We start from the raw sequence: 23690 nt of genomic DNA on the forward strand, positions 1-23690 counted from the left end.
CGCCTCTCAGCGCAGCTCGATCGTCGTCCGCCCGGACTGCCCGCGCGCGTCGATCACCGACAGCGTCGTGAATCCGGGACCCGAAATCGGCGCCAACAGTTCCGGCCGCCGCAATCCCGTCGCCAGCACCGCCCCGTCGGCCAGAACCGTGTAAGGCGGGGTGCCGCCACGCAGCTTGAGCGGCACGCCGGAGGGCGACACCGCCAGCGTCGCGCCATCGGGCGGAAACGTCACCTGGAGCGCGGTGGTCTCGGCCCGCGGGCCGAAGCGCTGCAGGTTCGCGGGCAGTTGCGCGTTCGAGATCATCAGCGTCTCAGGCGGGGGGGCAGGCAGCGGAACGGGACGCGCGCTGGCCCGTCCCAGCGCCTCGAACAGCACCGGCGCGGCAAGGTCCGCCCCGAAGGCGCCGGGCACCGGCGTGCCATCGGGCCGCCCGATCCAGACCCCGGCCACGTAGCGCCCGTCCCAGCCAAGCGCCCAGGCGTCCCGGTGCCCGTAGGAGGTGCCGGTCTTCCACGCGATCCGCCCCTTCGGTCCAGCGGCGGAGGGCGGCGTGACCCCGGCAAGGATGTGCCCCACCTGCCAGGCCGACGCGCGCGACACCAGTCGCCGGGGCGTAGCCTCCTCGGCTGTGGAGGCCTTCCAGCGCAGCGGCCGCGCCTCTCCGCCATGGGCCAGCGCGGCGTAGAGCTGCACCATCTCCTCCAGCGTCAGGCCGACCCCGCCGAGCGACAGCGCCAGCCCCGGCGCGCCACCCTGCAGCGCCGGTTTCAGCCCCGCGCCCTGCAGGGCCGCCATCAGGTGCGCCGGTCCCAGCGCCTCTGTCAGGCGGACCACGGGGATGTTCAGCGACAGTTGCAGCGCCCGCCGCACCGTCAGTTCGCCCCGGTACTCCCCGTCGAAGTTCTGCGGCGCGTAGCTCCCGAAATGCACCGGCGTGTCGAGGATCAGCGTCTCCGGATGTGCCAGCCCGCGGTCGAAAGCCAGCGCGTAGACCAGCGGCTTCAGCGTCGAGCCGGGCGACCGCTGCGCCGTGGTCATGTCGACGAAACCCTGGTTCAGCGTGCCCGCGTAATCGGGCGACCCGACAGAGGCCAGCACCTCGCCGCTGTCGTGATCCGCCAGCACGATGGCCATGGACAGGCGAGGGTCGAGCCGCGCCATGTGATGGCGCGCGAGGTCTTCGAGGCTGCGCTGAAGGTCGGCGTCAAGTGTCAGGTCGTGCCGCCCCGGCGCCTCTGCCACGGCGCGGTCGGCCATGTGCGGGGCCAGTTGCGGCATCGGGAAACGCCCCTTCGGCGAGGGGTCGAGCGCATCAGACCGGGCCGCCGACATCGGGATCACGCCTGCCTCCGCCATGCGGACCATGACCCGGTTGCGCGCCTCGCGGGCGGCTTCCGGGTGGCGGTCGGGGCGGCGGCTTTCGGGGGCCTGCGGCAGGGCGACCAGCAGCGCGGCCTCGGCGGGTGTCAGGCGGCGCGGCTCCTTCCCCAGCCAGATCAGCGAAGCCGCGCGCAGCCCCTCGACGTTGCCGCCGTAGGGCGCAAGCAGGGTATAGAGCGCGAGGATCTCGTCCTTGGTCAGCCGCCGCTCAAGCGCCAGCGCCAGCCGCATCTGCCGCAGCTTGCCCTGCCACTGGCCGGTGGTCCCATCCTCCAGCAGGCGGGCCACCTGCATCGTCAGGGTCGAGGCGCCTGACACCACGCGCCCGTGCCGCAGCCCCTGTGCCACGGCCCGCGCCGTCGCCCGCAAATCGACACCGTTGTGGCTGAAGAACCGCTTGTCCTCGTAGGCGACGAGCATCCGGTAGAACAGCGGATCGACCTGGTCCGGCGTCACCGTCATCCGCCACAGCCCGTCCTCGATGGTATAGGCGCGCAGGAGGTCGCCGTCGCGGTCCCGCACCTCGGGCGACGTGGCGCGCACCAGCAGCGGGGTCTCCGTCGCGTCGACCCAGTCGGACAGCCGGTCGCCCGCGAAGGCCGCGCACCACAGCGCCACGACCAGCGCGGACAAGCGCCTCAGACCGCGCCGTTCAGGCATCTTCCTCGCGCTCCCAGAGGCCGGGATACAGCGTCACGAAGCCATGCTGATCGACCTGCAACTGCGTCTCGAAATCCGTCTCCTGCGCGGTGTAGCGCACGAGGTGCCCGCGTTCGCGCGTGTAGCTTTGCGTCAGCGGGCCGAGGTTCGGACCGGGCAGGCGCAGCCACGCGGCGGTCACGTCGATGCGCCCCACCTCCGGCAGACGGCGCAGCGGCATCAGGTTGGTCGCGGGGGTAAAGCTGAGGTCCACATCCTCCGCCCCCTCGAGTCCCTCCTGCACTTCGCCGTTGAAGCTCCAGACGCCGTCCTTGCGCAGCAGCTTCCACGCCACGGTTTCGCCCGCATAGGCACCGCTTATGTCGGCGGAGCGGGTGCACCAGTCCTCCCCGATGCGCACGACGTAATCCAGCGCGGCCCAGCCGGTGCCGTCCCGGAACCGCGCGTGGCCCACCAGCATCCAGCCATTGTCCAGCCGGGCGAGGCGGCACTTGTCCTCGCCCTCGCGGTCCAGCGCGCGCCATTGGGCGGTGGCGACCGTCGTGCCGGTCATTCAGCCACCGACACGCTGCCGGAGGCCGTCGTCGCCCGGTATTCCGGACGGTACATGTCCTCCACCAGCGCGGCAGGCTGGTGGAAAGTGCCCGGGGACACCGCCCGCAGGATATAGGCCAGCCGGATCGGCGCGGCGTCGCGCTGGTCGACCGACGCGATGAAGCGGTCGGCCCGGAACTCGCTGAACTCCGTGTCCGAGGTCTCCAGCCAGTCGAGCCCGCGCACATCGCCGGACCGGATCAGCGACGGGTTGTCGATTTCCAGACCGGCGGGCAGCGGATCGTCGATGATCAGCCGCGCGCGCGTGTCCTCGGCGGGCCGCACCGTGACCACGGCCACCATGCGGTCGCCCACCGCGATGTCGCCTACCGGGTCGCCGTCCATGGTGAAATAGGCCCGCTCGATGGCATAGCCGTAGCCCGAGGCCTCCGTCGCACCTTCGGGCACACCCAGCGTCGTGAGCGTCACGTCGGTCGGGGTGCCGGAGGTGTTGGTCAGCGTGGTCGGCTGCATCCCCTGCGCGGCGATCCGGCGCACGAACGGCCCCGCCAGCGGCGCGCCGTCCAGTTCTAGGCCGGACACCGTCGGATCCTGCACCATCGCGTGCGCCGCCAGCAGCGCCCAGGCCTGTTCCTGCGTGGACATGGGCCGGTCGTACGACGCGATGCGTGTCGTCAGGGCGCCCGTGTCGATGCTGTCCGAGCGCGCCTCCACTGCCAGCGACAGCACGCCCGCCGTGTCCCGCAGCCGGGAGCCATAGTCGGCGCGGTACACCTGCCCCTCGGCTGGCGGGCGCGAAGCGATCCGCGCCGCGGCCTTCGAGAACAGCGCATCCGCGCGCGGCTGGTCGCCATAGGCCGCCAGCGCCGCGCCAAGCTGCGCCTGCGCCAAGGGTGTGGCGAAGTTGTCGGCGCGCTCGTCCGCGTAGTAGCGCAGGTCGCCCATGGCCGCCTCGCCCTCGCGCGCCAGCACCATCAGCGCATACGCGATGTCCTCGCCCCCGTCGTCGAAGTCCGCCGCATAGGCGATCTCGTTCTTCAGGTTGTCCAGCGCGTTGCGGAAGGCGATGTCCGGAACGGTGTAGCCCGCCGCCCGCGCCCGGCTGAGGAAGTCGGTCACATAGGCGTCCAGCCACGCGTCGCCCGAATAGGCGCCCCACAGCCCGAACGCCCCGTTGGGCGCCTGCCGGGTCAGGACCCGCGTGATCGACTGCTGGATACGCAGGTCGATCCGGTCCTTGCTGCCCAGCCCCAGCGGCTCGGCAATCGACGACATGTAAAGCAGCGGCAGCGCCTTCGAGGTCACCTGCTCCGTACAGCCGTAGGGATACTGGTCGAGGGAGGCCAGAAGCCCCGGCGCATCCAACCGCGCAAGCGGCCCGGCGGACACCAGGGCCGAGGCCTTCTCCGGCCTGAGGTTGGCGAAGATCTCACGATCCAGCGTAAAGGTCTGCCCGGCGGCAAGCTGGAAGCGCCGCGTCGCGCCGACGGCAGGGTCGTTCGCCCGCACCCCCAGCGTCAGCGTCTTGGTCAGCACCGCGCCGTCCGGCGTGGTCAGCGCCACGGTGATCTCGTGGTCGCCCACCTCCACCGCGCCAAGCGCCGCCTCGAAGTTGGTCTTGCCGCCCTCTGCCAGCGTGATCGTCGTCGCGACCGGGCCAAGGGTCAGCCCCTCGCCCCCCGTGATCTCAAGCGGCATCTCGCCCGCGGCACCGCGGGTATGGGTGAACTCAAGCGCCAGCCGCGTCTCGTCGCCGGGGGCAAGGAAACGCGGCATCGCGGCAGAGACCACCACCGGGTCGCGCACGAACACGTCCTTCTCTGCGCTGCCGACACCGCTCGCCGACCAGGCGACCGCCATCAGCCGCACCGTGCCGTTGAAGTCGGGAATGTCGAAGGAGACCTCGGCCTTGCCGTCCACCACCGTCACCGGGCCGGAGAAGAAGGCCACCAGCTCCTCTGTCGGCGGGGGCGATTGCAGGTCCATGCCCGCCGCCCCGTCGCCGCCGGAGCGCACGGTGCCCATGGCCCCGTCCAGCCCGTCGATCAGACGTCCGTAGATGTCGCGGATCTCGACGCCCAGACGGCGCTGGCCAAAGTAGTAGCCCGCCGGGTCCGGCGTCTCGAAGGCGGTCAGGTTCAGGATACCCACGTCGACGGCGGCAACCGTCACGTAGGCCGTCTCTCCGTCCGCGACACTGGCGATGTTCACCGTGGCCGACAGCGGCCCGCGCGGCGCGATCTCCTCCGGCGCATCGACCGAAACCTCAAGCTTCATGTCGCCCGGATCGACGGCGGCATGGGTCAGACCAAGCGCCCGCGCCGGGTTCTGCCCCGCCGCCACATCCATCGGCCGGATCACCTGCGCCGTGACATAGACGCCCGCGCCCCATTCCTCCGTCACCGGCAGGTCGAGCAGGTTCTCACCCTCCGAGACCTCAACCGCCTGCATGGAGATGACGCGGTCCGACAGCACCGTCACGACCGCCTTGCCCGCGTATCGCGGCACCATGCGCAGCTGCGCCGTTTCGCCTTCCCTGTAGGCTTCGCTGTCCAGCGACATTTCCAGCATGTCCGGCGTGTCGTCGGCGCTCGCGGCCGCGTACCATCCGGCCGAGAAGTCCATGGAGGCCGCGAGGTAGGCGCCATCGGTGCGCTCCACCACGACCTCGTACTCGCCCCATTCGACGTCCGCCGCGATCTCCAGCGGGTCGGCGCCAAGGCGCCCTTCGCCGCGCGCGACCGTGGTCCGCGTGGTCATCGGCTCCCAGTACCAGGAGCCGTATTGTTGATACCACTGGTAGCGGGTGCGCACGCGGTTGACGGTCCAGGACACGTCCATCTCCATCCGCTCCAGATCGGGGCCAAGCGCGATCACCTGGAATTTCGCCTCGGCGTTCTCGGGAAAATCCTCCGATGCGGGCCTGATGCCGATCATCGGGGTCGGCGAGGCGACCGGGCGCGTGATCCGTCGTTCCACCGGGCGGCCCGACATCTCCGACATACGCAATGTGACGCGCGCCTCCATCGGGCGGCCCGTCGGGTCCATGTCCGGCAGGGGCAGGGCCAGATCCGCCTTGCCCTCGGCGTCGGTTGTCAGGTCCGGCGGGAAGCTGTCGGTCCGGTACTCCGCCTCGTCGTCGTGGCGTCCGAACCTGTAGCCGGGGAAGGCCTCAAGCGTGGTGCGTGTCGCCAGCCTCAGTTCGCCCTCGATGGGCAGGTCCGCGCCGGGTGCGCCAAACAGGTAGCGCGCGTCGACCGAAAGCCTCGGCGGCGACAGCGGGTTGATCGGCCCCTCCGGCAGCGCCAGGTCGAAGTCGATGCGTTCCGGCACGAAGTCCTCGACCAGCACGGTCTCGGAGGTCAGGGCCGCGCCTTCGGGGTCGGCAAAGACCTCGATCCGCCAGGTGCCGCGCGGCACGGCGTCGGCCAGCGGCAGGTGGAAGACATGACCGCCCGCGCCGGCACCGTCCGACACATGGCGCGAGTATTCCACGCCGTCCGGCCGCAACAGCACGGCGGTCAGCGGCACGTCGGGCAGCGCCTCTGCCTCCGGATCGCGGACCAGCGTGGTGACATGGATGACCTCGCCCGCGCGATAGGCGCCGCGGTCGGTCGCAAGGAAGGCGTCGATCGGCCCGGCGGGGGCGCGTCCCTCGACACCGCGGTCCGACAGGTCGAAGGCCGGATCGGTCAGCGACAGGAAGGCCAGGTCCTCCTCGCCGCGCCGCGCCATGACCACCGCGGGGGCGGAGCCGTCCGTGCCACGCAGAAGCCCCGGCGCAAAGCGCGCGACGCCCTCCGCATCGGTCGTGGCGACCTCAAGCGGGCGGTTGGCACGCGCCAGAAGCGTCACCTCCAGCCCTTCGATGGGCTCCGCGTTGCCGAGGTCGCGGGCAAAGACCGTCAGCCCGTCGTTGCCCTGCATCGTCGTCAAGCCGATGTCGGACAGCAGGAACCACTGCGTCGCCCGCGCCTCTCCGTCGATGTCATTGGCCACCTGCGCGGTCAGCGCGTAGATCCCCGCGGGCAGATCGCCCACCGCATTGCCCATCGGCAGGCGGGTGATCATGTCGCGGTTCAGCTCGTTCTGCACCTCGCCGGTGCCGGTCCAGATCTCTTCCGCCAGTTCGCGGGCGAAATAGTCCTCGTCATACTGTCCCAGCGGCTGCCCGAAATAGTCGTTCTGGATCGCGCGGATCAGGTTGCGGTCGGACACACGGCGCAGCGTCAGTTCCAGTTCCGAGGTGTTCACCGTCTCCACCGGCAGGCCCGCGTCGGCGGTGCGCGGCAGCACGTAGGACCGGCCCGGGAAGGTCACGGCGGGCGAACGGTCGCGCACGTAGGCGGTGATCGGAACATCGCGCACCAGCTCCTCGCCATCGTCGGAGGGCAGGCCCGCGCGGAAGGTCACGGTGTGGCGCGACCCGTGCTCCACCCCCGTCACACAGACGCGGCTGTCGTCGGCGGTCACCGCCAGCCGGGGATCGGCCAGGCGGACATAGTTGGAATAATCGACTCCCGCGCGCTTCAGCGGACGGTTGAATTCCGCACAGATGCGGGGCTGCGCGCTGTCGGACTCCACCGTGTGCTCCACGATGCGGAAACCGTACTTGCCGATGGCCACGTCCAGCAGCTCCGTCACCTCGGGCCCGGCCCCCAGCCGTTCCGCAAGGCGCAGCGCCGGGATCATGTCGCGCCCGCGGTCCTGCTGTTCCAGCCGGAGGGCAAGGTCCTTCGCCGCCTCGATCTGCTGCGGGGCGTCCTCTGCCCGCAGGTAGGCGTTGATCGCCGCCAGCCACCCGCGGTTGCGGAAGCGCCGCTCGTCCGATCCGTTCAGCGTCGCGGCAAGGTCGTTCGACCAGCGCCCGTACTGCAGCCACAACTCGGCGGTGTCCGTCTGCGCCAGCGCGGCGCCCGTCCAGTGCACCGCATCGCGCAGGTTCCCCGCCTCGCGCGAGGTCTGCGCGGCGTCCAGCAGTTGTTCGACCGTGTACTTGCCGCCACCGTGGCGGACGGCCAGCGCTTCTGCCTCGTTGCGGGCCTGCGCGAAATCCGCCGGTCTAAGGAAGGTCAGGTCGCCGAACCGTGCCCGACCGCGCTCCAGCACTGCCGGGTCGGCCTCCACCAGCTTGGCCGAGATCGCGCCGTCATAAGGAGAGGTGTTCGTCACCCCGCTTTTCGGAAAACAGGAGTTGTTGCGCGTGTTGAAGGTGAACGCACGGCAGCCTTCGGTATTGAGACAGGCCCGCTGGCAGGCGTCCAGCGTGGTGTCAAAGAGCGATTGAAGGTCCGACCCGGCGAAATCCATATCGCGGGAGACCACGAAACGCCGGTCGGGCACCGTGTCCTGCGCTTCGACCATGGGTGCCGCAAGGATGCCCATCATCAGGGCAAGAGCAAAACGACGCATCAAAAGCTCCTTTCATCAATGGATTCAAACTGCCACGCCAGCGTGGGCGGGGCAAGGATTCTGCGGGTCCGGTTTCCCGCACCCTTCCGTGAAAGCATGGCCTTAAGCCGATCTTCACCACCACCGGGCAAGAGTGCGCGCGGACCTGGAGGGCAGCGGATGGATCTGGCGGATCGTCTGGCCGAGGAAAGGCGCGCGCGTCTGGCTGCGGAACGCCTGCTCGAGCTGAAGCAGAAGGAGCTGTTCGAAGCGAACAAGCGCCTCGGCGATCATGCACTGAAGCTCAGCCACGAGATCCGCGAAACCCGTCACGAGGTGGCAGAGGTCCGCAGCCAGCACAAGCGCGTCGTGCAGGAACTGGGCCAGGCGACGGAAAAGATCGAGGTCGTCACCGAACAGCTCTGGTCCGCGATGGAGACGATTCGCGACGGTTTCGCCATGTTCGACGAAAACCGGCGGCTGGAGCTGGCGAACCCCGCCTACCTGTCCATGTTCGACGGGCTCGACCACGTCGTGCCGGGCGTGCCCTACGCCGAGATCCTCGCCACCCTCGTCGAGGAAGGGCTGGTCGACCTGCAGGGCGAGGACCCGAAGGGCTGGCAGCTCAGGATGCTGGCCCGGTGGGCGCAGGACCCGATCCCAAACACCACGCTCAGGCTCTGGAACGGGCGCTTCGTGAAGGTCCGCGAACGTCACCTGCCCGACGGCGGCATCGTCTCGTTGTCCGTCGACATCACCGACCTCATGCGCATGTGGTCCGCGGTCGAGGAACTGCCCGACGGCTTCGTGATCTACGATTCCGAGGACCGGCTGCTGATGTGCAACCAGCCCTACCGCGACTACTACAAGGCCAGCGCCCCGGCGATGGTCCGCGGCGCCACCTTCGAGGAGATCCTGCGCTACGGCCTGGCCCACGGGCAATACGCCGAAGCCGTGGGACGGGAGGAGGAGTGGCTGGAGGACCGCCTGATCAAGCACCGCTCGTCCGAGGTCGAGCATGAGCAGCAGCTCGAAGACGGCCGCTGGCTGCGCATCTACGAACGGGAAACCACGGACGGCGGGCGCGTCGGCCTGCGCGTCGACATCACCCAGATCAAGGAAGACCAGCAGCGCCTGAAGGAAGCGACGACCCGGGCAGAGGCCGCCAACCGCGCAAAGTCCGCCTTCCTCGCCAACATGAGCCACGAGATCCGGACCCCGATGAACGGCGTCGTGGGCATGGCCGACCTGCTGCGCGAAACCGACCTCGACGATGAACAAAGGCTTTATGCCGACACCATCCGCTCGTCCGGCGAGGCGCTGCTGGTGATCATCAACGACATCCTCGACTACTCGAAGATCGAGGCGGAAAAGCTCGAACTGCACCCCGAACCCTTCGACCTGGAACGCGCGATCCACGAGGTGGTGATGCTTCTCCAGCCCACCGCGCGCGACAAGGACATCGCGCTTCTGGTCGATTACGACATGTTCCTGCCCACGCACTTCGTCGGCGACCCCGGCCGCATCCGCCAGATCCTGACCAACCTACTGGGCAACGCGGTCAAGTTCACCGTGCAGGGCTACGTGCTGGTCCGTGTCGTCGGCGTGATGGAGGACGGCGGCCGCACTGCGGTCCACATCACGGTGGAGGACACCGGCATCGGCATCCCGCCCGACAAGGTCGAGCACGTCTTCGGCGAGTTCAACCAGGTGGAGGACGAGCGCAACCGCAAGTTCGAGGGCACCGGCCTCGGGCTCGCCATCACCCGCCGCCTGGTGGAGCTGATGGACGGCGAGGTCTGGGTGGATTCCGAGCTGGGCCGGGGCAGCTTTTTCGGCCTGCGCATCATGCTCCAGACCGACGAAAACCCGGTCTACGAGGCGGCGCAACTGCCGCGCCACCTGAAACGCATCCTCGTCGTCGACGACTACGGCCCCAACCGCGCCATCCTGACCAAGCAACTGGCGATGCTGGGGCTGGAGATCACCTATTGCACCACCGGGTCGGAAGCCATCGACGCGCTGCAGGACGCGCCGGACCTGCTGATGGTGGAATACGACCTGCCCGACATGACCGGCGTCGAACTGGCCCGGCAGCTCCGGCACGGCCGCCCGGGCCTGCCGGTGATCCTGTTCGCCGACCAGCCCGCCCACCTGCCCGACGGCACCGCCGACAGCGTCCTTGCGGTGCTGCAGAAACCCGTGCCGCGCCGCACCCTCTTCGACGCGCTCGAAAAGGTGCATGAGACCGCGCCGCTGCCCGCGATGCCGCCCGCGCCGCTCCGCTCCGGGCGAACGCCGGTCGCGCAGCCGCTGCTCGACGTGCTGGTCGCTGAGGACAACAAGACCAACCAGCTTGTCATGCGGAAGATGACAAAGGACTTCCCCGTGGCCCTGCGCTTCGCCAACAACGGGGTGGAGGCGGTCGATGCCTTCCGCTACCGGCGGCCCGACCTGATCTTCATGGACATTTCCATGCCGCGCATGGACGGCAAGCAGGCCACCCGCGAAATCCGTCGGCTGGAGGGCGGCACCCCCCCCGTGCCCATCGTCGCCGTCACCGCCCACGCGATGGAGGGCGACCGCGAAAGCATCCTCGAGGCCGGGCTGACCGACTACCTCACGAAGCCGCTGCGCAAGTCCGAACTGGCCGCGATGATCGACACCTACGCGCCGCGCCCCGCCACGCGCGACGCCGCCGAATAGGCAGGCGCGCAGGTCAGGCTGCCATCGCCTCTTCGCTGCGCAGGAACACCGGGCGGTCCGGTTCCGACATCCCGGGCTGGAAACGGTAGCCGCCAAGGTCGAAATCGACGATCCCCGCCGGATCGGTCAGCCGCCGCTGGATGATGAAACGCGCCATCGCGCCCCGCGCCCGCTTCGCGAAGAAGCTGACGATCTTCGGGCCGCCGGGCTTCATCTCCATGAATTGCGGGGTGACGATCCGCAGCCCCAGCGCCTTCTCCGGCACCGCGCCGAAGTATTCCTGGCTGGCGCAGTTCACCAGCGTATCGGTGCCCAGGGCCTCTGCCTCCGCGCGCAGGTCTTTCGCGATCTGGTCGCGCCAGTAGTCGTAAAGGCTCGCCCCGCGCCGCGTCTTCAGCCGCGACCCCATCTCCAGCCGGTAGGCCTGTATCCCGTCGAGCGGCCGCAGCACGCCGTAAAGCCCCGACAGGATCCGCAGGTGATCCTGCGCCCAGTCCAGCTCTTCCGGGTCGAGCGACCCGGCCTCCAGCCCCATGTAGGTGTCGCCCGCAAAGGCCAGCGCGGCGGGCCGCAGGTCTTCCGGTCCGGGCGTGTCGGTGAAGGCGCGGAACCGGTCCCGGTTCAGCTTTGCCAGGTCGTCCGACAGGTCCATCAGCCCCTTCAGGTCCCGCAGGGTCAGGTTGCGCGCGGTCTTCGCCAGCCGCTGCGCATCCGCCTCGAACTTCGGTTCGGTCATCGCGACCGACCGCTCCGTCCAGTCCAGCCGCTTGGCCGGTGAAATCGTCACGAGCATGTCAAATCCCCCAATCGCGCCGTCCGGATGGGCACTTAGTCCACGGCGCGCAGCACGTCCAGAAAGGCGGCGCCGAACCGCTCCGCCCGCTTGTCGCCCAGAAGCCGTTCGATCCCGGCCTCGCTGTCGGGCCGCGCCTCGGCCAGCTTCGCCAGCGACGACGCCGTGCAGGACAGCGGTTTCTCCGTCCCGTCCTCGCCCCGCACCAGCCGCGCCTGGCATTCCAGCAGCGCGTCATAGACCGATCCCGCCCCGCGCGCCGCGACCCGCAGCCGCACCGGATGCACCTCTTCGGCCGCGCCGGTCAGCACTTCGAGGAAGGCGCGCCCGTAGCTTTCCAGCTTCTTCGCGCCGACCCCGTTGATCGCCGCCATCTGGTCCAGCGTGGCGGGCCGGTTCTCCGCCATCTCGATCAGCGTGCGGTCGGGGAAGATCATGTAGGGCGGCACCTGCGCCTCGCGCGCCAGCGCCGTCCGCTTCGCCTTCAGCGCCGAGAACATGGGCGCATGTTCTTCCGACACCAGCGCCTTCACCGCCGGACGCCGGTCGGCGGCCTTGCTCAGCACGTCCTTGCGCAGCGAAATCCGTTCCTCGCCGCGCAGGATCGGCAAGGCGCGGTCGGTCATCACCAGCGCGCCGTGCCGCTCCGCATCGGGGCGGATCAGGTCGCGCCCCATCATCTGCCGGAACACCGCCTGCCACTGGCCCTTCGACAGGTCCTTGCCGACGCCGAAGGTCGGCAGCGCGTCATGCCCGCGCTGGGTGATCTTGTCGGTGTCCTTGCCCATCAGTATGTCGATCAGGTGGCCCGCGCCGAAACTCTCCTGCGTCCTGAGCGCGGCGGACAGCGCCTTGCGCACCGCCTCCGTCCCGTCGAAGACCTCGGGCGGCGTGTCGCACAGGTCGCAGTTGCCGCAGGGCTCCGCCGTCTCGCCGAAATACGCCAGCAGTGCCTGCCGCCGGCATCCCAGCGCCTCCGCCAGCCCCAAAAGCGCGTTCAGCCGGCCGTGGTCCGCCTGCCGCCGCTCCGGCGGGGCCATGCCCTCGTCGATCTGTGTGCGCCGCAGCCGGATGTCCTCCGGCCCGTAAAGCGTCATCGTCTCCGCCGGCGCCCCGTCCCGCCCGGCGCGGCCGATCTCCTGGTAGTAGGACTCGATCGACTTCGGCAGGTCCGCATGGGCAACCCAGCGGATGTCCGGCTTGTCGACCCCCATCCCGAAGGCCACCGTCGCGCAGACGATCAGACCGTCCTCGCGGGCAAAGCGCTCCTCGACATGGCGCCGGTCGTCCGCCTCCATCCCGCCGTGATAGTGACAGGCCGAATGGCCGTCCTCGCGCAGCGCCCGCGCGATGCCCTCGGTCTTGGCCCGCGTCCCGCAATAGACGATGCCCGACTGCCCGCGCCGCGCGCCGGCAAAGCCCAGCACCTGCGCCCGCGGCCCGTCCTTCGGCTGGAAAGCCAGATGGATGTTCGGCCGGTCGAAGCCGCGCAGGAAGGTCCGGGGCGCCGCGCCGTCGAACAGGCGGCTGACCATCTCCTCCTGCGTCTCCACGTCCGCCGTGGCGGTGAAGGCCGCCAGCGGCACGCCCAGCGCGCGCCGCAGCTCGCCGATCCGCAGGTAGTCGGGGCGGAAATCGTGGCCCCACTGGCTCACGCAATGCGCCTCGTCCACGGCGATCAGCGACACGCCCGCCTCCGCCAGCATCCGCTGCGTGCCAGCCCCCGCCAGCCGCTCCGGCGCCAGGTACAGAAGCTTCAGCTCGCCCGCGTGCAGCATGTCCCAGACCGCATCGGTCTCTTCCTGCGTGTTGCCGGAGGTCAGCGCCCCAGCGGCAACGCCGGCCTCCCGCAGCCCGCGCACCTGGTCCCGCATCAGCGCGATCAGCGGCGAGATGACCACCGTCACCCCCGGTCGCACCAGCGCGGGCAACTGGAAACACAGGGACTTGCCCCCGCCCGTCGGCATGATGGCCAGCACGTTCTCGCCCGCCGCCACGGCCTCCACGATCTCGCCCTGTCCGGGGCGAAAGGCATCAAAGCCGAAAATGTCCTTCAGAAGCGCCTGAACGGAGGGGCCGTCGGTGTCGCGGGGCATGGGCCAGCCTGTCGGGATTGTCTATATCTGCTCTTATCCCGACATTCTCATACTAAGATTCGATGAATCAACCCCGGATCGCCCTGCCCTTCATCTTGGCACGAAATACCTCGGGGTGAGGCCGCAGGCCGAGGGGCAGAGCCCCTTCCCCGATACCTCAGTAGAAGGCCATGGCGTTGTTGCGCAGCACGATCTCGATGGCGATCACCGCCACGAAGGCGATCAGCGGCGCAAGATCCAGCCCGCCCATCTGCGGGAGGAAGGACCGGATGCGGCTGTAGACCGGCTCCAAGAGACGGTTCAGACCGTCCCAGATCGACGCCACCAGCGGCTGCCGCAGGTTCAGGATCTGGAAGTTGATCAGCCAGCTCATGATGACATGGGCGATGATGATGAACTTCACGATGCCGATGATCAGCAGCAGGATCTGGAAAAGCGACGTCATCTGTTGGGGCCTCTCGAACACTCGGGTTGCGGGACACCTAAGCATGCGGGCCGCAGAGGGCAAGTGTGCCGCGAGGTCTTGGTTGACGCTGGTGCCGCGATGCCCGCACACCCGGTCCTGAAAACGACAGGACTGCCATGTACCCCTTCATCCGACTCTTCAAGGACATGGCCCGCGCGCGCAAGGCGCCGCGCATGGGCCTCTTCGACACCCACATCTCGCACCACCTCTGCATGCCGTGGGACCTCGACATGTGGAACGAACTCAACAACGGCCGCACCCTGACGCTCTACGATCTCGGGCGCATCCCGATGGCCGAACGCATGGGCCTGCTCGAGGTGCTCAAGCGCGAGCGCTGGGGCCTGACGGTCGCCGGATCGGTCGTGCGCTACCGCCGCCGGGTGCGCGGTTTCGACCGGGTCGAGATGCAGACCCGCCTCATAGGCTGGGACCGCCGCTTCACCTACATCGAGCAGAGCATGTGGAACTCGCGCGACGAATGCACCTCGCAACTGGTGGTGCGCACCGCGCTGACCGACCGCAACGGCATCGTGGCAACCGACCGCGTGGCAAAGGCGCTGGGCGTCGACATGTCGGAAGCGCCCGCGCTGCCCGACTGGGTCGCCAGATGGGTGGAGGCAGAGGACATGCGCCCCTGGCCGCCCCACAGGACCGTCCCGGCGTAAGGCAGAAGTCCGCTACCCCCCCGCCCGGGGAACGGCGCGCGACAGACCCGTGTGCGCACCCTCCCGTAGGGCGGAGTTTCACTCCGCCCCAGCTCGGCCCTTGCCACGCCCCCCCGGCCCGGGTTCTATCGCGCCGAAACGGGGAGACGGGCGATGCAGGACACCATCGGCAGGAAACGCATCTGGGGCTGGATGTTCTTCGACTGGGCGCAGCAGCCCTACGCGACGCTCGGCCTGACCTTCGTCTTCGCGCCCTATTTCGCCGCGGTGGCCGCGGGCTGGTACATGGCGCAGGGGCTTGAGGATCAGGCCGCCCGCGCCTCCGCGCAGGGCCTCTGGTCCTCCGCCCAGACCGTGGCCGGGCTGGTCATCGCCATCTCCGCCCCGTTCCTCGGCGCGTGGGCCGACACCTCCGGGCGCAAGATGCCGTGGATCTACGGCTTCACCACGCTGGCCGTGGTCATGGCCTCGATGCTGTGGATCCTCATGCCGGACGGCGGCGGGCTGATCTTCGCGCTGGCCGCCTTCTGGATCGGCTTCGTCGCCTCCGAATCCGCCTTCAACCTGAACAACGCGCTCCTGCCCTCTCTCGGCACGCCGCAGCAGATCGGGCGGATCTCCGGCACGGCCACCGCCTTCGGCTACTGGGGCGGCGTCGCCTCGCTGTTCATCGTCCTGCTGTTCTTCGCCGAGAACGACAGCGGCAAGACCCTGATCGGGCTCGCCCCCGCCTTCGGCCTCGACCCGGAGTGGCGCGAGGGCACACGCTTCACCGGCCCGTTCATCGCGCTCTGGTTCGGGCTCTTCATGATCCCCTACTTCATCTGGAACCGCGAACCGCGCGTGCCGAAAAACCCCGACGCCACCGTGGGGCGGATGCTGAAGGACCTGAAGGCCAGCATCGTCAACATCTCGCGCCGCCGCTCCTGCGCCAGTTTCCTCGTCAGTTCGATGTTCTACCGCGACGCGCTGACCGCGCTCTACAGTTACGGCGGGATCTACGCGACGCTCGTGCTCGACTGGTCGATCATCCAGATCGGCGTCTTCGGCATCATCGCCGCCATCGCCGCCGCGGTCATCAGCTGGCTGGGCGGCATCGCCGACGAACGGGTGGGCCCGAAGCCGGTGATCCGCTGGTGCATCTGGTCGCTGATCGTCGTCTGCACGATCATCGTCGGCATGTCGCGCGAACACCTGTTCATGATCCCGCTGCCGCCGGGCAGCGCCGTGCCCGATGTCGTCTTCTTCATCTGCGGCGCGATAATCGGCGGCGCGGGCGGTGCGCTTTATTCCGCCTCCCGTTCGCTCATGGTGCGGCATTCCGATCCGGCCCGCCCGGCCGAGGCCTTCGGCCTGTTCGCGCTGACCGGCAAGGCCACGGCCTTCCTCGCCCCCGCGCTGATCACCGTCTTCACGCTCTGGACCCAGTCCAATCAACTCGGGTTCCTGCCGGTGATCTTCCTCTTTCTTCTGGGGCTGGCTCTGTTAGTCTGGGTGAAACCGGAAGGCGACGTACCCTGAAAACAGCCCCGGAGGGAGTAGCAGTGAAATGATCCGCAAGACCCTTATGTTCGGTCTGCTGGCGCTGGCCGCCTGCGGCAACCCGACACCCCGCGACATCTCGGGCGAGCCCTTGCCGCAGGTCGCGGTCGATCCCGTCCTGTCCTCGAAGCAGGCCAAGCAGCTTTTCGGCGCCAAGCGCGACGCCTCCGGGCAGTCCTCCGCGCCCTATGGGTCCTATTCGAAGGGTTGTCTCGCCGGCGGCGCGCAACTGCCCGAGACCGGCCCGACCTGGCAGGCCATGCGCCTCAGCCGCAACCGCAACTGGGGCCACCCCGAGCTGGTCGACTACATCCAGGACCTGTCGAAGAAAGCCGCGCAGCAGCCCGGCTGGAAGGGCATCTACGTCGGCGACATGAGCCAGCCGCGCGGCGGACCGATGCTGACCGGCCACGCCAGCCACCAGATCGGCCTCGACGCCGACATCTGGATGCTGCCCGCCGACGACCTGAACCTCTCCGAACGCGCGCGCGAAAACATCTCGTCGATCTCGCTGCGCCGCTCCTCGGGCGCCTACACCAACAACAACTGGACGAAGGCGCACCACGAGATCATCAAGGCCGCCGCCTCCGATCCCCGCGTGGCGCGGATCTTCGTCTTCCCCGGCGCCAAGGTGAAGATGTGCAACGACGAAAAGGGCGACCGCGCCTGGCTGCGCAAGGTCCGTCCGTGGTGGGGCCATCACTACCACTTCCACGTCCGGCTGAGCTGCCCGAAGGGGGCCGTGGGCTGCGTCGACCAGGCCGCCCCGCCGCCGGGCGACGGCTGCGCCGACGCGCAGCAGTGGGTGAACAACATTCTCAACCCGCCGCCGCCGGACCCGAACGCGAAACCCGCACCGCCGAAGCGTGAACTGACGCTGGGCGACCTGCCCAACGCCTGCGCCGCCGTGCTCGCCTCCAACTGACAGGCCCGCCATGCGCATGACATTCCTGCGCGGCGCGACCGCGGTGGCGGGCCTTGCGCTCGCCATCGGCTGGGCCATGGCGGCAACGCCCACCGCCCACGCGAAATACACGGGCAGCCTGCTCTGGCATGAGCGAGAGCATCACCAGGGCGGCTTCTCCGGCCTCGAGGTGTCGGATGACGGCACCGCGTTCACCACGATCACCGACCGCGGCATGATCCTGCGCGGCACCTTCCGCCGCGCGGACGACGGGCGGCTGGTGGCGGCCACCGTCACCTCCGCCGATCCCCTGCGCGACCTCGAAGGACAGCCCGTGGTCGACGCCATGGCCGATTCCGAGGGGCTGGCCCTGGGCACCGACGGCACCGCCTACGTCTCGTTCGAGGCGCACCACCGCGTCTGGGCCTTCCCGCCCGAGGGTCCGACACAGCCCCTCTCGGACCGCAGGACCTTCCCCAAGATGCAGGCCAATTCCAGCCTCGAAACGCTGGCAATCGACGACAGCGGGCGGCTTTATACCCTGCCCGAACGCTCCGGCAAGCTCACCCGGCCCTTCCCCGTCTTCCGCTACGATCCGCGCACCGGGGACTGGAGCCAGCCGTTCACCATCCTGCGCCGCGGCAACTTCCTGCCCGTGGGCGCCGACTTCGGACCCGACGGCGCGCTTTACCTGCTGGAACGTGAATTCAGCGGCATCGCCTTCCGGTCCCGCGTGCGGCGGCTGACGCTGCAGGGCGACCACGTGACCCACGACGAAACCCTTCTGGCCACGCATTCGCTGGTCCACGGCAACCTCGAAGGTCTCTCCGTCTGGCGCGACACCACCGGCACGATCCGGCTGACGATGGTCTCCGACAACAACTTCAACGGCTTTCAGCGCACCGAGTTCGTGGAGTACCGGGTCACCCACTGACCCCGGCTTTTCCCTTGCCAGACTCGCCGCGCGGGCCTATACGCCCCCGGTCCGGCCCTGACCGGAACAAGTCCCCGCAACCTTGTCAAAAACGGGTATCACAATGAACCGCGCCTACCTTCCCGGCATCCTTGCCATGGCCGCCATCGTGCTGGCCTCCAACATCCTCGTCCAGTTCCTGTTCGGCCAGTGGCTGACATGGGGGGCTTTCACCTACCCGCTGGCCTTCCTCGTCACCGACCTGATGAACCGCATCTACGGAGCGGGACCCGCCCGCAAGGTGGTCTTCGCGGGCTTCGTCGTGGGCGTGATCTGCTCGCTGATCGGCACGCAGATCATGCTGCAGGGCGACGGCTACACCTACCCGGCGGTGACTCTGCGGATCGCCATCGCCTCCGGCCTCGCCTTCCTGACGGCTCAGCTCATGGACGTGGCGATCTTCGACCGCCTGCGCGAAGGCCGCTGGTGGCGCGCGCCGCTGGCGTCGACGCTGGTGGGCTCCTCGCTCGACACCGCGATCTTCTTCACCGTCGCCTTCTCCGGCGCGCTCACCTTCATCGAGCCGGGCAAAGACGTGTCCTGGGCGAACGAGACGCTGCCCCTCCTGGGTGCCGGTCCGGTGGTGCCGCTCTGGGTGTCGCTCGGCGTGGCCGACTGGCTGGTGAAACTGACCCTCGCGCTGATCGCGCTGATCCCCTTCCGGATGATCGTCACCCGGGTCACGCAGCCCGCCTGACGCACCCCCGAAGACCCTGTGGATAAAGGGGCCGTGCTGCTTGATGCAGCACGGTCACCAAAAATGCACCGCGATTGCAAAAAAGACTTTGTGGTGAGGATATCCCATGCCACCATCATCTTGCGTGAGGCGGACGAGCAGAGCCTGAACCGCACCACGCCTGAGCAAGCGTTTGAAACAGCTGAAAGGAGGTGATCCAGTGTCTAGAGAAGCATTGGAGAGAGGTGTCGGAACAGTTCGAGGAAAGGCAACCTAGGGCAATCCCTGGGGTAACATTTCCCCGAGTTGGCAAAGCCTAACCGGCCCCGCCTCCGTAATTCTCGAAGGGTCGCCTTAACGCAGGCGGCCCTTTTAGATTGTCACCTCTGCCCTATGCTTCCTGCCATGCTGCGCATCACCGACCAGATCACCATCGAGGACTGGGAACTGACCGAACAGTTCATCCGCTCCTCCGGCCCCGGCGGCCAGAACGTCAACAAGGTCTCGACCGCCGTCGAACTGCGGTTCGAGGCGGACCGCTCCCCCAACCTGCCCGGCCCTGTGAAGGCGCGCCTGCGCCGTCTTGCCGGCCGCCGCTGGACAAAGGAGGGCGCCGTCGTCCTTCAGGTCGACGAGACCCGCAGCCAGGCCCGCAACCGCGAGATCGCCCGCGACCGTCTGGCCGAGCTGATCCTCGAAGCCACGCGCAAACCCAAACGCCGCATCCCCACGAAGCCAACGCTGGGAAGCAAGAAACGCCGCCTCGCCGCAAAGAAGCAGCGCGGCGACGTGAAGGCCTTGCGCGGCAAGGTCGATCCCGAGAACTGACGGCACCGCACCGGCCCGGGGCCTTTCGCCTTCCGGTAATCGCCCGCGACACCCCGAGGAGAAGGCCGAAGGCCGCCGACGAGACAGGCAGCGCGCGCGTCAGCGCGCACCGCCAGGTCACATCGGATCAGAAGCGGTCCAGCAGCCGTTCGAGGTAGTCGCGTTCCACCTGCGGACGCTCCGTCTCGCCCGACCGCTTGCGCAGCTCGCCCAGCAGTTCCTCGGCGCGGCGATACACGTCCTCGCCCTGCAACAGGCCCTCGTCGGTGCCGACCCGGCCCGTGGTGCCGGAGTTCCGCCCGAGCGGGTCCTGCTGTTCCTGCGGGTCGCCGCCCTCGGCAAAGCCCTGCTCGCCGGACCGCTGGTTCTGCTGTTCGGCCATGGCCTCGCCAAGGCTCCGCAGACCCTCGCGCAGCGCTTCCATCGCCTGGCTCTGCTGGTCGATGGCCTCGCCCAGCTCGCCCTCGCGCAGCGCGCGTTCCGCACCGTCCATGGCGCCTTCGGCCCGCTCCAGCGCGCGTCCGGCCTCTTCACCCGCTTCAGAGCCCTGCCCCGGCAGGTTCGACCGCTGGCGGTTCAGCTCGTCGCGCAGGGCGCGCTGCCGTTCAGCCAGCCCTTCTTCCAGCGACTGCTGGCCGCCCTGGCCGTTCTCGCCCTGCTGCTGGCCCTGGCCCTGCCCTTGCTGCTCTCCGGGCTGGCCCTGACCCTGCTGGCCCTGTTGCCCCTGCTGCTGGCCTTGCTGACCCTGTTGGCCCTGCTGACCCTGGTTCAGTTCGCGGAACGCCTCGTCCGACAGCTCCTGCTGGTCGCGCAGCGTCTCCGACAGGCCCTCCATGGCCTGCTCGCCCGGGGACTGGCCCTGCCCCTGGCCCTGGGTCATCTGCATGTTCTCCAGCATTTCCTGAAGCTGGCGCATGGCTTCCTGCGCCTCGGCCATCCGGCCTTCCTCCATCAGCTCCTGGATCCGGTCCATCATGCGCTGGATGTCATCCTGCGTCATCTCCATCATCTGCGACGGATCCATCTGCTGCTGCTGGCCCTGGTTCCCCTCGCGCGCCTGCTGCTGCGCCAGTTGCCGCATGTAATCGCGGGTCGCTTCGCGCAGCTCCTGCATCAGCTCGGCGATCTCCTGGTCCGAGGCGCCGTTCTTCATCGCCTCTTCCAGCCGCTCCTGCGCGCGCTGCATCCGCTGCCGCGCATCTTCGAGGTCGCCTTCCTCCAGCTCGATCGCCAGATCCCAGAGCGCCTGCGTGATCTCTTCCTGCGCCGTGTCGGTCATGCCGATCATCGCCTGCGCCTCGATCCGGTTCAGGATCTGCTTCAGCTGCTCGGCCTGCACCTGCTTGCGGAACAGGTCCTCGGGCCGGTTCAGGATCGCCCGCAGGATCTGCGCCGTGTAGCCCGCGTTCTCGCGGTTCCACAGCAGCGCCTGCCGCTCCTCGATCAGCGCCGCCGCGACGGGGTCGAAGAACCGCCGCCCCGGCAGGGTGATCGCCTCCGGCTCCGACAGCGCCGTCTGGCCGCGCGCATCCTCGACCTCCAGTTCCAGCCTGACCGGCAGGTTCGCCCAGGGGTGCAGCGAGAAATTCGCCACCAGCGGCTCGGTAAAGGAGGTCCGGTCGCCCGCCACCGGCATCGGCAGCGGCACCTCGATCTGCTCGCGCGCCTCCGGCTCGATCGCGCGGCCATAGCGCCGGTCGACCTCCGCCAGGTCCAGCACGATCCGCGCCCGGCCCATCACGACCCCATGGTCGTCCTCCGCGGTGAAGGGGATCTGCGCCTCGCCCTCGTAGCTCACCTCGATATCGCCGTCGCGCCGCACCGCGGGCCCGGCGTCGGGGATCATCGCCACCTGCCACTCGCGCCCGCCGGGTCCGTCCAGCGCCACGCGCCCGGAGGTGGCGACCTCGAAGTCCTGCGCCGTGTCCTGCGCCTCCTCGTCGGTCAGGGTGCGGCCCGAGACCGTCTCCTCGACCGTCAGCGAACCGACCTCGCCATACATCCGGAGCGTGATCATCGCCCCCTCGGGCGCCTGGATCTCCGGGTCGGTGATGTCGTTGAGGTAGACCGACGGCAGACGGGTATAGGCGGGCGGCTGCATCCAGCCTTCCCACGCCGGCCCCTGCATCGCCGTGCCGTTGCCGATTCCCATGTTGGTGACCGACTGCACGCGCCCGAAGGACCCGAACAGCAGCGCCACCGACAGGAACAGCACCGCCACGTAGCGCAGCGCGAAGGGATCGGCCCGCGACACGCGCAGGTCCGGCTCCACCGCCCGCGCCTCTGCCAGCCGCGCCCTCATCCGCGCCTGGTGCGCGCGCCACACCGCCAGAGAGGCCGCGTCGCCCGCGCCCACCGCCTGCCGGTCGAGCGATGCCTGGATCGGGTTGCCCTTCAGCGTCTGGTCCAGCCTCAGCAGCGCCGCCCCCTCGGACGGCCAGCGCATCCGCCGGACCCCGAACACCAGCGCCGCCACGCCGCCAACGGCCAGCACCGCGCCCGCCGCCCAGACCCATTCCGTCGCCACCTCGTCCTGCAGGCCCAGCATCAGCAATGCCAGCGCGACGAAGACCACGGACCACAGCGGCCAGAACGCACGGGTGATCGCCTCCGCCACCATGCCCAGACGGGTCAGGCGCAGCGGCCAGCGGATCAGTCCTGTGACGGGGGTGTGTTGCGGTTCAGGTCGAGCCATAACGCGCCTCCAAAGGGTCGGCTGCGCGCAGGATAGCTCACAACCATTCAGGAACAGTATCGCGATTTATCATGTCGTCAAAGCTCGGCCGCGCCCGGATGACAGCGAATTGATCGCCCTTTGCCATGATTTCGGGCACCAGCGGACGGGTGTTGTATTCGCTCGACATCACCGCGCCATAGGCGCCCGCCGACCGGAACGCCACGAGGTCGCCGGACGCAAGCGGCGGCATGGTCCGCCCCGTGGCAAAGGTGTCGCCCGTCTCGCAGACCGGCCCGACCACGTCGTAGGCCACCTGCTCCACCCCGGCCTCCGCCTCGATCACCGGCACGATGTCGTGATAGGCGTCGTACATGGCGGGCCGGATCAGGTCGTTCATCGCCGCGTCGAGGATCAGGAAATCCCGCCCCTCGCCGTTCTTCACGTAGATCACCCGGCTGACGAGGATGCCCGCGTTCCCCGCGATCAGCCGCCCCGGCTCGATCTCCACCTCGACGCCCAGGTGCCCGACCGTGCGCTGCACCATCGTGCCGTAATCCGTGGGAAGCGGCGGCGCCTCGTTCGACCGCGCGTAGGGGATGCCCAGTCCGCCGCCAAGATCCAGCCGCTCGATGGTGTGCCCTTCGGCGCGCAGCACCTCCGTCAGCTCCGCGACCTTGCGATAGGCCATCTCGAACGGTTCGAGCTGCGTCAGCTGCGACCCGATGTGCACGTCGATGCCCACGACCTTCAGCCCCGGCAGGGCCGCCGCCTCGGCATAGACTTCCTTCGCCCGCGCGATGGGGATGCCGAACTTGTTCTCGCTCTTGCCGGTGGCGATCTTCGCATGGGTCTTTGCATCGACGTCCGGGTTCACCCGCACCGCGATGGGCGCCACGACGCCCATCGACGAGGCGACCTCGGAAATCACCTGCATCTCCGGCTCGCTCTCGACGTTGAACTGCCGGATGCCGCCTTCCAGCGCCGCGCGGATCTCGCCGCGCGTCTTGCCCACCCCGGAAAACACGATCCGGTCTCCCGGCACGCCGGCGGCCCTGGCCCGCGCGTATTCCCCGCCGGACACCACGTCCATGCCCGCGCCTTCGGCAGCCAGCGCCGTCAGGATCGCCTGGTTCGACGCCGCCTTCACGGCGTAGCACACCATGTGCGGACCCCAGGACAGCGCCTCGTCGAACAGCCGGAAATGCCGCACCAGCGTCGCGTGGGAGTACAGGTAGAACGGCGTCTCCACCGCCCGCGCGATCTCCGCGACGGGGACGTCCTCGGCAAACAACTCACCGTCGCGATACAGGAAATGATCCAAGGCGCCGCCCTCCATGCAAACGGGGCCGCTTTAGCGCAGCCCGCGGGCAGGAAC

At 68.9% G+C, this 23690-nt stretch carries 16 protein-coding genes; 8 read left to right on the top strand and 8 right to left on the bottom strand.

Features of this window, described 5'->3' with window-relative positions; genetic code table 11:
* Positions 1 to 6 precede the first annotated feature (6 nt).
* From pbpC to QNI11_RS20880, 3 genes are read right to left on the bottom strand one after another with little or no spacing between them, the layout of a single operon-like run.
* Positions 7 to 2043, bottom strand: coding sequence for a penicillin-binding protein 1C (pbpC, locus tag QNI11_RS20870; protein ID WP_283981610.1), 2037 nt, complete (start codon positions 2041 to 2043; stop codon positions 7 to 9).
* A complete protein-coding gene (locus QNI11_RS20875; protein WP_100928596.1) occupies positions 2036 to 2596 on the bottom strand; it encodes a putative glycolipid-binding domain-containing protein in 561 nt (186 codons plus the stop codon). Before QNI11_RS20875 ends, pbpC begins: the two co-directional genes overlap by 8 nt.
* On the bottom strand, positions 2593 to 8010 hold the full coding sequence (locus QNI11_RS20880; RefSeq protein ID WP_283981611.1) for an alpha-2-macroglobulin family protein: 5418 nt from the start codon (positions 8008 to 8010) through the stop codon (positions 2593 to 2595). Before QNI11_RS20880 ends, QNI11_RS20875 begins: the two co-directional genes overlap by 4 nt.
* A gap of 159 nt (positions 8011 to 8169) precedes the next feature.
* Here QNI11_RS20880 and QNI11_RS20885 point away from each other — a divergent pair, with 159 nt between their 5' ends.
* Positions 8170 to 10695, top strand: coding sequence for a response regulator (locus QNI11_RS20885; RefSeq protein ID WP_283981612.1), 2526 nt, complete (start codon positions 8170 to 8172; stop codon positions 10693 to 10695).
* Between the two features lie 13 nt (positions 10696 to 10708).
* On the opposite strand, the gene yaaA is transcribed toward QNI11_RS20885, so the two are convergent.
* The 3 genes from yaaA to QNI11_RS20900 form a co-directional block, all read right to left on the bottom strand.
* Positions 10709 to 11488 (bottom strand): peroxide stress protein YaaA, encoded by a 780-nt coding sequence (gene yaaA, locus QNI11_RS20890; RefSeq protein WP_283981613.1) that lies wholly within the window; start codon positions 11486 to 11488, stop codon positions 10709 to 10711.
* Between the two features lie 35 nt (positions 11489 to 11523).
* Positions 11524 to 13584, bottom strand: coding sequence for a DNA helicase RecQ (gene recQ / locus QNI11_RS20895; RefSeq protein ID WP_283981614.1), 2061 nt, complete (start codon positions 13582 to 13584; stop codon positions 11524 to 11526).
* Between the two features lie 157 nt (positions 13585 to 13741).
* Positions 13742 to 14029, bottom strand: coding sequence for a YggT family protein (locus QNI11_RS20900; RefSeq protein WP_100928601.1), 288 nt, complete (start codon positions 14027 to 14029; stop codon positions 13742 to 13744).
* A 137-nt stretch (positions 14030 to 14166) separates the two neighbouring features.
* Here QNI11_RS20900 and QNI11_RS20905 point away from each other — a divergent pair, with 137 nt between their 5' ends.
* The 7 genes from QNI11_RS20905 to arfB all read left to right on the top strand — a co-directional run bounded on the left by QNI11_RS20905 (position 14167) and on the right by arfB (position 19638).
* On the top strand, positions 14167 to 14715 hold the full coding sequence (locus tag QNI11_RS20905) for an acyl-CoA thioesterase (protein WP_100928602.1): 549 nt from the start codon (positions 14167 to 14169) through the stop codon (positions 14713 to 14715).
* A 153-nt stretch (positions 14716 to 14868) separates the two neighbouring features.
* Complete coding sequence (locus tag QNI11_RS20910; RefSeq protein ID WP_283981615.1) at positions 14869 to 16236, top strand: MFS transporter; 1368 nt, start codon at positions 14869 to 14871, stop codon at positions 16234 to 16236.
* Between the two features lie 28 nt (positions 16237 to 16264).
* A complete protein-coding gene (gene mepA, locus QNI11_RS20915) occupies positions 16265 to 17182 on the top strand; it encodes a penicillin-insensitive murein endopeptidase (protein ID WP_283981616.1) in 918 nt (305 codons plus the stop codon).
* Between the two features lie 10 nt (positions 17183 to 17192).
* The gene (locus tag QNI11_RS20920; RefSeq protein ID WP_283981617.1) at positions 17193 to 18095 is read left to right on the top strand and encodes an esterase-like activity of phytase family protein; all 903 of its coding nucleotides are present in this window, start codon (positions 17193 to 17195) and stop codon (positions 18093 to 18095) included.
* 103 nt (positions 18096 to 18198) lie between these two features.
* Complete coding sequence (locus tag QNI11_RS20925; RefSeq protein WP_283981618.1) at positions 18199 to 18831, top strand: queuosine precursor transporter; 633 nt, start codon at positions 18199 to 18201, stop codon at positions 18829 to 18831.
* A gap of 33 nt (positions 18832 to 18864) precedes the next feature.
* A complete protein-coding gene (locus QNI11_RS20930) occupies positions 18865 to 19026 on the top strand; it encodes a hypothetical protein (RefSeq protein ID WP_157814961.1) in 162 nt (53 codons plus the stop codon).
* Between the two features lie 189 nt (positions 19027 to 19215).
* On the top strand, positions 19216 to 19638 hold the full coding sequence (arfB, locus tag QNI11_RS20935; protein ID WP_283981619.1) for an alternative ribosome rescue aminoacyl-tRNA hydrolase ArfB: 423 nt from the start codon (positions 19216 to 19218) through the stop codon (positions 19636 to 19638).
* A 127-nt stretch (positions 19639 to 19765) separates the two neighbouring features.
* On the opposite strand, the gene QNI11_RS20940 is transcribed toward arfB, so the two are convergent.
* Both QNI11_RS20940 and lysA read right to left on the bottom strand, forming a co-directional pair.
* The gene (locus QNI11_RS20940) at positions 19766 to 22333 is read right to left on the bottom strand and encodes a TIGR02302 family protein (protein ID WP_283981620.1); all 2568 of its coding nucleotides are present in this window, start codon (positions 22331 to 22333) and stop codon (positions 19766 to 19768) included.
* A gap of 37 nt (positions 22334 to 22370) precedes the next feature.
* Positions 22371 to 23636, bottom strand: a complete 1266-nt coding sequence (gene lysA, locus QNI11_RS20945; protein ID WP_283981621.1) for a diaminopimelate decarboxylase — start codon at positions 23634 to 23636, stop codon at positions 22371 to 22373.
* Positions 23637 to 23690: the final 54 nt, after the last annotated feature.

It is taken from the genome of Sagittula sp. MA-2, from assembly GCF_030126985.1.
GTDB lineage: Bacteria > Pseudomonadota > Alphaproteobacteria > Rhodobacterales > Rhodobacteraceae > Sagittula.